This window comes from Acinetobacter sp. YH12255, assembly GCF_013417355.1.
In the GTDB taxonomy this organism is placed as follows: domain Bacteria; phylum Pseudomonadota; class Gammaproteobacteria; order Pseudomonadales; family Moraxellaceae; genus Acinetobacter; species Acinetobacter pseudolwoffii.
Genome location: NZ_VPEC01000004.1, coordinates 39,625 through 51,658, shown reverse-complemented (window position 1 = coordinate 51,658; position 12,034 = coordinate 39,625). Strand labels below are relative to the sequence as shown.

The 12,034-nt window shown below is 44.0% G+C and carries 9 protein-coding genes and 2 tRNA genes; 3 read left to right on the top strand and 8 right to left on the bottom strand.

Translation table 11 applies throughout. The features are described 5' to 3' along the window. Nucleotides 1-63: 63 nt before the first annotated feature. From FTV30_RS02870 to greB, 3 genes are all read right to left on the bottom strand, one after another. Nucleotides 64-153: transfer RNA gene (locus FTV30_RS02870), tRNA-Ser, on the bottom strand. A 258-nt stretch (nucleotides 154-411) separates the two neighbouring features. Beyond that, a tRNA-Ser gene (locus FTV30_RS02865) sits at nucleotides 412-501 on the bottom strand. 88 nt (nucleotides 502-589) lie between these two features. Continuing rightward, nucleotides 590-1,084 carry a transcription elongation factor GreB gene (gene greB, locus FTV30_RS02860; RefSeq protein ID WP_005097688.1) on the bottom strand — a complete coding sequence of 165 codons (495 nt, stop codon included), beginning with the start codon at nucleotides 1,082-1,084 and terminating at the stop codon, nucleotides 590-592. 362 nt (nucleotides 1,085-1,446) lie between these two features. Between greB and FTV30_RS02855 the strand changes: the two genes are divergently transcribed. Continuing rightward, complete coding sequence (locus FTV30_RS02855) at nucleotides 1,447-2,562, top strand: transglycosylase SLT domain-containing protein (RefSeq protein ID WP_005097690.1); 1,116 nt, start codon at nucleotides 1,447-1,449, stop codon at nucleotides 2,560-2,562. A 97-nt stretch (nucleotides 2,563-2,659) separates the two neighbouring features. On the opposite strand, the gene FTV30_RS02850 is transcribed toward FTV30_RS02855, so the two are convergent. Beyond that, nucleotides 2,660-3,046 (bottom strand): SCP2 sterol-binding domain-containing protein, encoded by a 387-nt coding sequence (locus FTV30_RS02850; protein WP_004280536.1) that lies wholly within the window; start codon nucleotides 3,044-3,046, stop codon nucleotides 2,660-2,662. Nucleotides 3,047-3,249: 203 nt separating this feature from the next. Further along, entirely contained in the window at nucleotides 3,250-4,176 is a 927-nt protein-coding gene (gene ttcA, locus FTV30_RS02845; protein ID WP_005097691.1) for a tRNA 2-thiocytidine(32) synthetase TtcA, read from the bottom strand. A gap of 500 nt (nucleotides 4,177-4,676) precedes the next feature. On the opposite strand from ttcA, the gene FTV30_RS02840 reads away from it, so the two are divergent. Both FTV30_RS02840 and htpX read left to right on the top strand, forming a co-directional pair. Further along, nucleotides 4,677-5,549, top strand: a complete 873-nt coding sequence (locus tag FTV30_RS02840) for a lytic transglycosylase domain-containing protein (protein ID WP_005097692.1) — start codon at nucleotides 4,677-4,679, stop codon at nucleotides 5,547-5,549. 175 nt (nucleotides 5,550-5,724) lie between these two features. Continuing rightward, a complete protein-coding gene (gene htpX / locus FTV30_RS02835) occupies nucleotides 5,725-6,630 on the top strand; it encodes a protease HtpX (protein ID WP_005097694.1) in 906 nt (301 codons plus the stop codon). An 82-nt stretch (nucleotides 6,631-6,712) separates the two neighbouring features. Here htpX and FTV30_RS02830 read toward each other — a convergent pair whose 3' ends face one another. The 3 genes from FTV30_RS02830 to FTV30_RS02820 all read right to left on the bottom strand — a co-directional run bounded on the left by FTV30_RS02830 (nucleotide 6,713) and on the right by FTV30_RS02820 (nucleotide 11,944). Then, entirely contained in the window at nucleotides 6,713-7,294 is a 582-nt protein-coding gene (locus tag FTV30_RS02830; protein WP_005169896.1) for a DUF4112 domain-containing protein, read from the bottom strand. A gap of 74 nt (nucleotides 7,295-7,368) precedes the next feature. Further along, nucleotides 7,369-8,709: a magnesium transporter gene (gene mgtE / locus FTV30_RS02825; protein ID WP_180000966.1), complete on the bottom strand. Its 1,341-nt coding sequence runs from the start codon at nucleotides 8,707-8,709 to the stop codon at nucleotides 7,369-7,371. Nucleotides 8,710-8,842: 133 nt separating this feature from the next. Beyond that, nucleotides 8,843-11,944 (bottom strand): multidrug efflux RND transporter permease subunit, encoded by a 3,102-nt coding sequence (locus tag FTV30_RS02820; protein ID WP_180000965.1) that lies wholly within the window; start codon nucleotides 11,942-11,944, stop codon nucleotides 8,843-8,845. Nucleotides 11,945-12,034: the final 90 nt, after the last annotated feature.

Here is a 12,034-nt window from a genome sequence, read left to right as displayed (position 1 = left end):
AGTATTGAATCATTGCTGCCTAAAAAGAAAAACCCCAATCTTTCGACTGGGGTTTTTAGAATTTGGCGGAAGCGGTGAGATTCGAACTCACGGAGGACTCACACCCTCGTCGGTTTTCAAGACCGGTGCATTAAACCGCTCTGCCACGCTTCCTTGGCCGCCATCATATAAATAAATCGGATTTTTGGCAATAAAATTTAGCAAAACTTTTAGCAAAAGCTGTTCATTCAGTTAAAAATCAGTCGAAACAAAAGCTGAAATGTATTTTTATTTAAAGAAGTTAATACTTAAACGATGCCAAGAGGTATTTAATTCAAGATAAAGCAACGACATGAATCAGAATTAGCTTGATAATGAATATAAAAATAAAGGCATAAAAAAACCCAGTCAATTGACTGGGTTTTTAGAATTTGGCGGAAGCGGTGAGATTCGAACTCACGGAGGACTCACACCCTCGTCGGTTTTCAAGACCGGTGCATTAAACCGCTCTGCCACGCTTCCATGGCCGACATGATATAAACAAAAATCACGCTTGGCAAATATTTTCATGCTTTCACTGCATCAATTGCACAAAATAAAATCAATTCCATTAATTTGCTGAATTTTCTGGTTTTTCATAACGAATTGAATTGATGAACCAGCGTTTCTTTCCAGAAGGTGTCAGCACTTCAGCCTCATCATCTACCTGCTTGCCCAACAACGCACGTGCCATGGGCGAACTGATCGAGATATGCTGCGGATGATGATCATAAATTTCATCGACTCCAACAATACGTAAATTTTTCTGCTCGCCTTCTTCATTTTCAATCTCGACCCAAGCTCCAAAATAGACCTTGCCTTCCTGCTCTGGAGAAAAATCGATGATTTTTAGCTCTTCAAGACGCTTGCCTAGGTATCTGACCCGGCGGTCAATCTTACGCAAAATTTGCTTGTTATATTGGTAATCGGCATTTTCCGAACGGTCGCCGAGACTCGCTGCCCAGTTCACTTTTCTGGTGATTTCCGGCCGCTCTTCATGCCAGAGATTCTTAAGTTCTGCCACCAATTTATCGTGTCCACCACGGGTGATTAAGTTGGATTTCATACGTCGTGCTGATCAAATTTTCAGTGTATTAACTTACAAACAGCTTATTTTATTTACCATTTCAAAACAATGAAAAAATTCAAAAAAAATTCACATTACATTTCAATATCTTAAAATTATTTTTAATAATAATTTGTGTACAAAATTTGACAATCGTTTTTTAGATCATTAATATGCCACCTACTTCCGGAAATGCTTACTTTTTAATCTATGTAGTTTTTCTACATAATGATGCGTAAATCTCTTGTCATTTTGAATGACGTCATGACTGCCCAACCCTTATTGAATTTATCAAACTGTTAAAATTTCTGGCTATGTTGGCTGTGATTTTTAGGGCATAAATTACTTGTAGCGGAGACAACATGCACAGTAGTTCATCCACTGGGTCGAGGCTTTGCCTACGATCTGTAATTTCTTCTCTCCCTTTGAAAGCACTTGTACTGAGCACTGCATTTATTCCCTTTCACAGTATCAATGCAAGTAAAACCACACTTCAGTTTGATCATGTGGTCAATAGCAATAAGCTGACCGTGGTTGCAGTCGAAAATCCGACCACCGTATTTCAGGATGGGCAACATCTGCATGGCTTCGGTTATGACCTGGTGCGCAACTATGCCAACAGTCTGAATGTGAAACTGGATTTTAAAATTGTCCCGAATAATGCCACTGCACTGCAATGGGTTGCTCAGGGCAAAGCCAATCTGGCCATGACCACCACCGATTTAGGTGAAATTGAAAATAAGCGCCTGACTTCATTCTCCGCCACCTGTGGTGATCAGTCTATTTTGGTGAGTAATGGCTTGAATACCAATTTAAATCTGGTATTTAAATCTGCCACAGATCCCTTGAGCCAGACTGCCAGTGCTTTTATCTGTAAAGGCAAACAAAGTGGTGCCATCAAGCAGCTTGCTTCATTTTATAATCAGAATGTGGTGAAAGAGGAATCTTGGACAGCCATTCAACGTGATTTGAGCAACCGGTTACCGATCTATAAAGCAAGCTTTAAACAGACAGCGCAGCAATATGATCTAGATTGGCATTTATTAGCTGCCATTGGTTATCAGGAATCTTATCTGAAACCGAACTCGGTCTCTCCGACAGGTGTCCGCGGTTTGATGATGCTGACCAATAGCACTGCTAAAGCAATGGGCGTGAGCAATCGTACCGATCCAGCCCAAAGCATTCAGGGTGGTGCCAAGTATTATGATCAAATGCTGAGCCGCTATGAGCATATTCCTTATCCGGATCGCAACTGGTTTGCACTGGTCGCTTATAATATGGGCCCAGGTGCAGTGAATCAGTTACAAAAACGCATTCAGTCACAAGGCAAGAATCCAAATAACTGGGTCAACCTCTATGCCTATCTGGATCAGAATAAAGCCAATAACGGCCGCTATCGTCAGGCAGTACAATATGTAACCCGTATTCGTGCTTATTTGGAACACATCAAGACCACACCACAATTGGTGAATATCTAAGGTCTGATGAGCTGGATTTTATTCTATCCGGCGATAAAAAAAGCTTACCTCAAGGGTAAGCTTTTTTTGTGCTCATTTCAGCTGATGTTCAGCAAAATTAAGCTGTCGTATTTTCAAGTACTTTCTTGAATAGATCTTTTTGTTCCTGACTCGGTTTGGCAGTTTGAAGTGCCATCAATTGAGACATATCACCCTGTACTTTGATTTTACCGGTCATAAATGCCTGCATGGCTGCGGCCATATCAAACTCCAGAAAAACTTTACGTAACGTTTCGCCGTCCATATTCAAAGTCGTTTTGGCATTTGAAGACAAACCTTTTTTAATTGCTCCACCATCTAAAGATAGTTCAGTATTACCTGTAGTGTCCGCTACAACCAAATTAATCGCCAGGTTCGCCAAAGCTGGTGGCAAGTTTAAATCACCAGCTTGCGCAGTAAGTGTTTCTACAGTTGAAAACCAATCATCAGTTAAAAAAGCAGGCATGATCTTTCCTCAAATTATTTGTTCATTTGTGTCGACTATCCAGACGACATCATGTTGAAGCTATTATGCTCGTGCTTTGTTATATCATGATCATTAGCGCAAAGGCTAACGAATTTTGTACGCGTCGTTCAATTTTTGTAGTTCTATTTTTATTTGTTTTTCATACAGACATCAACCCGAAGGCTGATATCTGTGTGCTGAAATTATTCTGCGGCAAAGCCCAGATTGACCATATTAATCCGGCGTTTCTCGCCTTCCAGCGCTTCTTCAGTCGAACAGCTGTCTTTGAAGTCAAATTCGCGCTGGCTGTCCAGCACTTCAAAGTCAAACAATTCACGATCGACCAGCTGTGATGGCGAGACATTTTGCAATGCACCAAAAATACTGTGCAGACGTTTTGGATGTGCCTTATCCCAATCACGTAACATGTCATTGATAATTGCGCGCTGCAGGTTCGCCTGAGAGCCACATAAATTACATGGAATAATTGGAAATTGACGCATTTCTGCATATTTGATGATGTCTTTTTCTTCCACATAAGCCAGTGGACGAATCAGAATGTTCTTTTTGTCAGAAGACAGCAGTTTTGGTGGCATGGCCTTCAAGCTGCCGCCATGGAACAGGTTCAGGAAGAAGGTCGCCAGAATATCATCACGGTGATGCCCCAGCGCAACCTTGGTCGCACCAATTTCCTGGGCAAAGCCATACAAAGAGCCACGGCGTAGACGCGAACAGACGGCGCAATAAGTCTTACCTTCCGGGGTCAACTTTTTGGTGATGCTGTAGGTGTCTTTTTCCAGAATGTAATACGGAATGTTATTTTCTTCTAAATAACGTGGTAATACATCTTCCGGGAAGCCTGGCTGTTTCTGATCCAGATTCACCGCCACGACATCAAAGTTGATCGGTGCGATACGCTTGAACTGCAACATGATATCTAACAGGGTGTAACTGTCTTTACCACCTGAAATACACACCATGACCTTATCGCCTTCTTCAATCATTTTGAAGTCACGAATGGCATGTCCGACCTGGCGACGCAGCTTCTTCAACAAACGATAGTAGGCTGAGCTTGTTGGCAGTTCAGGTTTAAAATTAAATCCTTGTTCGGACTCAACTGGCGAGTACATAGACGAGATTCACCCATAAATAAAAATACCGCGCAATTTTAGCCGATTCAGGCCCGCATCGCATCAAAAGAATTTATTTTCATGCAAATGTCATATTAGTTTCATTTTCATGTTTTATTTAGATTGATATATTGAACGTTTCAGTTCAATTAATCAGCAAGATGCCTAGTTTTTGGACTTTTCCACAGTTGTCCACAAAAGCTGTGGATAACTTTGTGGATTGAAACGCACTTGACAAGTTCTTCGTCTCAAAAGATAAGGCTTTTCTTTAAATTGATCACTTTTTAACCAATTTAATTATTAATAAAAATCAACTAGTTAAACCTGTCAACCCTAAGGTTTTAAATTAAATCATATTTTTTTTTCTAACTCTAAAATGTAAAAAATGGCTTGCACTTACAAACTCGTTTATAAATGCAGCGTACAAGTCTTTTCATTCCGTAATTTTTTGTTAAACTCATCATTAAATTTTTCTCGATTGTGTTTACCTAATATAAACAATGAAAATAAATTTGCGTGTTTTGGGGTGTCATGGGATCAGTGCTGTACTATTGGCGAGTTGTTGCCAGTTGGTCTATGCCGGTCAAACCATTTATCAGTTGCGCGATAGCAATGGCAGCACCTTATTAACCAATAAGAAAAGTCGCTATAACCATCTTCAGGTTGAAAAGAAGACCTATTATCCAGACAGTAATATTCATAGTTATAGCAATTGGGGTTCCAGTGAAGCTTCAGTCTTGCCGAGCTATAGTAGAAATAAAAATGCTTATGATTCGATTATTCGCCAGGCAGCGCAAACCTATGGTGTCTCTGAAGGCCTGATCAAAGCTGTGATGCATACCGAGTCCGGTTTTAATGTACAGGCACGCTCTCCAGTCGGTGCACAAGGCCTGATGCAACTTATGCCGGCGACAGCACGTCGTTTTAATGTCAGCAATGCCTATGACCCGCAGCAGAATATTATGGCTGGGGCCAAATATCTGGCCTGGTTATTGAAACGCTTTAATGGCAATACCACCTTGGCACTGGCAGGTTATAATGCCGGCGAAGGCAATGTGGCCAAATATAAGGGTGTGCCACCTTTTCGTGAAACTCAGGACTATGTCCGCCGTGTCAGCAGCCGTTATCAGAACTTGTACGCACAGGGACTGGGCAGCACCAGTGGTACATATACCGCTTCTTCTGATACTGGTCGTGTCATTGCCAGCTCTGCCAATTATTCAACTGAAACCACGACGGCGTCCAATGTTCAGGCGGCAAAATATCAGCGTCAGATCATTGCACGAGCAGATGGTAGCTTCACTGATGCACCGATGGGTTCTTATGCCACTGCCAATGCGACAGCATCTGCAAAAATATATTTAAGTGAGTAATTTTGAAACAGCTTTGTTTTTAAAGACCTATCTTTCAATATGGACAAAAAACATACTGTCTTTTTGTAGCGAATTGCTATTTTTTTCTTGAAATCTTATCGATTTCACCTCATATTGATTTCAATGATTTACATTCAATAATCAGATTATTTTTCTGTAATAAGAGGATTTCTCAATGATGCGGATTGGTTTGTTCTTGCTAACCAACCTCGCGGTACTGGTTGTAGCTGGCATTATCTTGTCACTCTTCGGTGTCGGTAGTTACCATGGCGCAGGTGGCTTGAATCTAGGCAACCTGTTGGTCATCTGTTTCGTGTTCGGTATGGTTGGCTCAATGATTTCCCTGTTCATGTCTAAATGGATGGCGAAAAAGACCACGGGTACTGAACTGATTGACCCGAATGCACCTCGTAACCAAGCTGAAGCCTGGTTGCTCCATGAAGTTGCACAACTTTCTCAGCGTGCAGGCATTAAAATGCCGGAAGTGGGTATTTTCCCATCTTATCAATCCAATGCCTTTGCCACTGGCTGGAATAAAAACGATGCTTTAGTAGCCGTATCGACTGGTCTGCTTGAGCGTATGAACAAAGACGAGCTTCGTGCAGTATTGGCGCATGAGATTGGTCACGTCGCCAATGGTGATATGGTCACTCTGGCACTGATTCAGGGTGTTGTGAACGCCTTCGTCATGTTCTTCGCACGTGTCGCGGGTGATTTTATTGACCGTAACGTTTTTGGTCGTGAAGAAGGTGAAGCACCGGGTATTGCCTATTTTGTAATTACCATCGTACTGGATATCGTATTCGGTATTCTGGCGTCGTCGATTGTGATGTGGTTCTCCCGTCAGCGTGAGTATCGTGCCGATGAAGCAGGTGCGCGCTTGGCAGGTAAACAGGCTATGATTTCAGCATTATTGCGCTTACAGGCAGAGTCTGAAATGCCAGATGCCATGCCGAAAGAAATGAAAGCATTTGCGATTTCTGCGGGTAAAGAAGAAGGCTTTAGCCTTGCTGCCTTGTTCCAGACGCATCCAAGCATCGAACAACGTGTTGCTGCACTACAACAGCTTGATTGTGCTTAAGTAATACTATTCATTGATTGAAAAAAGCCTGCACTTGCAGGCTTTTTTATTGGATTCAATTATTCATTATTTATATAGGCCTTTATGCGCTAATCCACTGATACAACGCCATCGCACCCCACCCAATCGCAAAAACAAATAGAATCAGGAACAAGGCGCCTAAAATATCCGGGATATGAATCCAGATCCAGGCCACTACAGGATTGCGCCAAAATACAGATTGCTGCTGTTTGCGTTCCAGGCTTTCATGCAAAAAAGGGTGTACCACATGTCGATCACTGTGAATCTGATATTCTTCACGAATATGAACATGCACCACATCAAGCGCCTTGCGACTGGGACGAATAAAAATATCAAAAATGGTACCTGCCACTGGAATAAATCCAACCACCGCATCCATCACCGCCAGTTTCATGACCGGATTCAGCTTGGCACTCGGCACCCCAATCTGTTTGGCCTTATGAATGGCATAACAGGTCAATACAAAACCGGCGATATCTCCAGCGACCGGAATCGTACTCAGCGCGGCATCTGCCCCTACCCCTTGCTTGGTAAATGGAATACGTACCACTGAATCCATCATGTTGGCAAACTTGGCCAGATCACGTTCCAGACGAATGACCTCTTGTTGACTCAGTTTTGTTTTTTGTCCAGGCTCAGGCATATGTGATTCCAAAAATAGGGCTGACTTTCATCAGCATAAATTATTTTGAGACCAAAGTTGTAGCAATCTGTGAATTAAAACAATAATTTGGAAGCAACAAATAGATAAATAATCACACCGGTGGCATCACAAATAGAGGTCACCAAAGGTGCAGAGGCACTGGCCGGATCCATCTTAAACTTGTTCAGAATAAAAGGCAGACTCATGCCGATCAGGCAGCCCATCAGCACAATGCCGAGCATACTGATCGCCAGAACCACAGCCACCATGATATCCCCTCGGACATAACCCAACACCGAGACAGCCAGTGCCATGGTACCACCCAGACACAACGCCACCAAGGTTTCCCGGCTGAGCAGGCTAAACCAGTCTCTAAACTCTACATCACCGGTGGCCAAAGCACGCACCATCAAGGTCGCCGACTGCGAGCCGGCATTACCACCACTGCCCACCAGCAATGGCAGAAAAAAAACCAGAACAATATGCGCGGTAATGGTCTCTTCATAATGTGCAATGCCAATGCCGGACAATAGACTGCCAAAGACCAGAATCACCAGCCAAGATACGCGCTTCTGGTACAATGTAAAAATAGGCGCAGTTTTTAAACTTAACTCAGTTAAGGGCTCAACCGCCCCTGACTTTAAAATATCCTCGGTGGTTTCGGCTTCCATGATGTCCATGGCATCATCATAAGTGACAATTCCAAGAATTTTTTTATGCTCATCGACAATCGGCAAAGCCATAAAATCATAATAGGTTAAAGTTTTTGCGACGTCTTCTTGGTCATCCCCAATCTTGGCGTAAATCACATCTCTTTGCATGATCTCGGCAATGCTGGTTTCAGGACTGGCCTGAATCATCTGCCTTAAAGAGACTACCCCGATCAGCTGGTCCTGCTCATCAACAATATAAATCAGATACAGGGTTTCCTGATCTGCGGCCACCACACGCAACATTTGGATAGCGTCATGAATCGACAGATCCTGATGCAAAGAAACAAAACTGGAGCTCATCAGCGCACCAGCAGTCCCTTCAGGATAAATCGCCAGATCTTTTAGGGTTTGCCGACTCGCTTCGGACAATTTTGCCATGAGCTGCTGCTGCAGCTGTGGAGAACATCGCTTATAAACATCGACAAAGTTGTCCGAATCGAGCGCATTTAAAATCGCAATAATCTGTGCGACCGGTAATTGCTCAGCCAGACTGACTTGTTGGCTGAGTGGCATAAACTCGAATACCCGGCTCGGTTCTTTGAGTTCCTGAAAAATCCGGATCTGTTCTTCTAACTTCAAACCTTTTAAAATACTGGCCTGATCGGCGACATTCAGCTCATTTAATAAGCCAATCGCCATAGCATGGTTTTCAGAACGGATCTGTTGTTGAATATGCTGTATTTTTTCTGAAATTTTCGGCATAGGCAGTCCATGGTTATAAGCGCAAAGGCGTGGATTTTAGCATCATCCTCCGAACATTACCCTTGCTCTCAGTGCATCTAAATCATCACAGCCGGATTGAGTCAGGCTATGGATTGTTTTTCTGAGCGCACGATCATGAATCAACCGGTTCTTTTTTAGCCATTAAACTTCGAATCATCACATACATAAAGGGAATAAAAATTAGCACCAGCACGGTTCCAAAAATTACGCCGCCGAATACACTGACACCAATTTCCTGACGGCTTACCGCACCTGCTCCCGTGGCAAAGACCAGAGGTAAAATCCCGGCGCCAAAAGCCAAGGAAGTCATCAGGATCGGACGCAGACGCAAGGAAGCACCTTCTAATGCTGCCTCCACCACCGATTTGCCCTGTTGCTGTGCCAGCGAAGCAAATTCCACAATCAGAATGGCATTCTTACAGGACAAGCCAATGGTGGTCAGCAAGGCAATCTGAAAATAGATATCATTCGGGAAGCCAGCCAAATAACTGAAAATAATATTGCCGCCAATACCAAGAGGAATTGCTGACATTACCGCCGTTGGAATACTCCAGCTTTCATACAATGCGGCCAGACACAGGAAAATAAAACCTATCGAAATCAGATACAGCCAGATGGCCTGATTATTGGACTGTTTTTCTTCAAAGGATAAACCGCTCCAGACCACATCTACGCCGTCCTGTTCAGCAATCAGCGCCTCTACATCCTGCATGGCCTGACCGGAGCTGCTGCCTTGAGCCCGATCCGCTTCCATCTGTAGTGCGGTATAGCCCATGAAACGGTTGACCACTTCCGGACCACCACTCCAGTCCACTTGCGAGAAGTTACTAAAAGGCACCATTTGATTCTGGTCATTACGGACATGCCATTGTGCCAGATCTTCCGGCTTGGAACGAAATTCGGCATCGCCCTGCATGATCACCCGTTTAATCCGGCCGCGATCAATAAAGTCATTGATATAACTGCCACCCCAAGCGCTAGATAAGGTGCTGTTAATTGCCGTTTGGGTCAGACCATTGGCCATGGCCTGTTTTTGGTCAATATTGACGCGTAGTTCGGCTTTTTCAGGATTAGAACGTTTACCCAGATTTTCAAAGCTTGCATAATTGCCAGCCTGAGCTTCCAGTGCCTGAAATTGCTGTTCCAGATACTGCCGGCCATTACCATTGATATCCCGAATCCAGAAATCCAGACCATCGGTTTGTCCCAGACCATTGACTGACGCGGGCATGGATACGTTGATTTGTGCATTAGGGTTACTTTGAAAATGCTTCAAAGCCCGTTCACGAATCGCGGGTGCGGTATTGTTCTGACCGGAACGTTCATTCCAGTGTTTTAATGCCACAAAACCGGTGGCCAGATTCTGGCCAGTTCCCGAGAAATTGCGGCCATAACGAATCATCACCAGGCTGACATTGGCCTGTTCCTGATCCAGAAAATATTTACGAACCTCTTCTCCGACCTGAATGGTATTTTTCATCGGAGCACCTTCCTGCACTTTGATTTGCAGGCTTAAAATCCCCTGATCTTCACTCGGCAAAAAACTGGTTGGCAAAGCACGGTAAAACAGTGCAAAGACACAGATCAAGCCGGCAAAAAGCAGTAAACAAATGGCCTGATGCTGAATCGTGACTTTGGAAAGATGCAGATAACGATGCTTTAAATGATCCAGCTTCTGGTTAAACCATGCCGCCCATTTTGCCGGTTTCGGATTCGGTTTCAGAATGAGCGCACACAGTGCTGGGGTTAGAATCAAGGCCACCAATAAGGATAAGGACATGGCCGCAACCAAAGTGATGGAGAACTGTCGGTAGATCACCCCGGTAGAACCGCCAAAGAACGCCATCGGAATAAAGACTGCGGTTAGAACTAAGGTAATTCCGACCAATGCCCCACTAATTTCCTGCATGGACTCTAACGCCGCCTCTTTGGCAGACAAATGCTGTTCATGCATCAGCCGTTCCACGTTTTCTACCACCACAATCGCATCATCAACCAATAGACCAATGGCCAGAACCAAAGCGAATAAGGTCAAGGTGTTGATACTCATGCCCAGTGCATACAGCACTGCCATGGTTCCCAAAATCACCACCGGCACCGTTACGGTAGGAATCAAGGTGGCACGCCAGTTCTGCAAGAAAATGAACATCACCATGATAACCAGAATGATCGCTTCGATCAGGGTTTTGACCACCTCTTTAATCGACTCTTGTACAAAGGGCGTATTGTCTCGTGGATAGGCAATTTTATAGCCTTCGGGCAATTGCTGGGAAATACGGGCAACTTCAGCTTTAATCAAGTTTGAGGTGGCAATGGCATTGGCACCTGAGGCCAGAGAAATTCCAAGACCTGCCGAAGGATAACCATTATTGGTGCTATAAGACTGATAACTTTCAGCACCAAGTTCGACCCGTGCAATATCTTTTAAATAAATAAAACTACCGGCACGATCCGATTTGACAATAATATTCTGGAATTCTTCAACGGTTTTTAGACGGGAACCCGAGGTGACTTTAGCATTCAGGTATTGTTCATCCACTGCCGGCAAATCCCCAATCGCGCCCGCAGCCACCTGAGTATTCTGAGCTTCAATGGCGGCACGAACATCGCTTGGCATCAGCTTATACTGTTTGAGTTTTCCTGGATCCAGCCAGATCCGCATCGCATATTGAGAACCAAAAACATCGACTTCACCAATGCCTTCAATCCGGGAAATGTCCTGCTCCAGATGTGTCATCAAGTAATCAGAAAGTTCAATATTGTTACTGCGGCCGGACTCATCATACAGGCTGATCACCATATGGGTATCGCCGAGAGATTTAAACACGTTAACGCCCTGGCGTTGGACATCTTCCGGTAAACGGTTCAATACCCCATTAATCGCATTTTGTACCTGAACCTGTGCTGTATCGGGGTCGGTACCATTTTCAAAGCTGATGCTGACCCGGCTGCGCCCTGAAGAATCACTACTCGAACTAAAATACAGTAAATGGTCAATCCCTTTAATCTGCTGCTCCAGCACCTGGGTCACGCTTTCTTCCACAGTTTCCGCAGAAGCGCCACTATAGGTTGCTGCCACCGTTATCCGTGGCGGGGCAATGTCCGGATAACGTTCCACTGGCAGGTTCATCACTGCGAACAGGCCAATCGCCATCACGACAATCGCCAATACCCCAGCAAAGATCGGGCGGTGGATAAAAAATTTAGACAGCATAAGTCCGAGTCACTTTTTAATTAAATAGGGATGAATTTAGACCAAATACGAGCAAGCTATATCTAAATATTCAGTGACATAGCAGTAGAA

Bases quoted from the DNA above. Each gene is read 5' to 3' on its own strand.
- FTV30_RS02850 (WP_004280536.1), bottom strand. From the start codon at position 3,046: ATGCCTGCTTTTTTAACTGATGATTGGTTTTCAACTGTAGAAACACTT.
- mgtE (WP_180000966.1), bottom strand. From the start codon at position 8,709: ATGCCGAAAATTTCAGAAAAAATACAGCATATTCAACAACAGATCCGT.
- FTV30_RS02840 (WP_005097692.1), top strand. From the start codon at position 4,677: ATGAAAATAAATTTGCGTGTTTTGGGGTGTCATGGGATCAGTGCTGTA.
- FTV30_RS02820 (WP_180000965.1), bottom strand. From the start codon at position 11,944: ATGCTGTCTAAATTTTTTATCCACCGCCCGATCTTTGCTGGGGTATTG.
- FTV30_RS02855 (WP_005097690.1), top strand. From the start codon at position 1,447: ATGCACAGTAGTTCATCCACTGGGTCGAGGCTTTGCCTACGATCTGTA.
- FTV30_RS02830 (WP_005169896.1), bottom strand. From the start codon at position 7,294: ATGCCTGAGCCTGGACAAAAAACAAAACTGAGTCAACAAGAGGTCATT.
- greB (WP_005097688.1), bottom strand. From the start codon at position 1,084: ATGAAATCCAACTTAATCACCCGTGGTGGACACGATAAATTGGTGGCA.
- ttcA (WP_005097691.1), bottom strand. From the start codon at position 4,176: ATGTACTCGCCAGTTGAGTCCGAACAAGGATTTAATTTTAAACCTGAA.
- htpX (WP_005097694.1), top strand. From the start codon at position 5,725: ATGATGCGGATTGGTTTGTTCTTGCTAACCAACCTCGCGGTACTGGTT.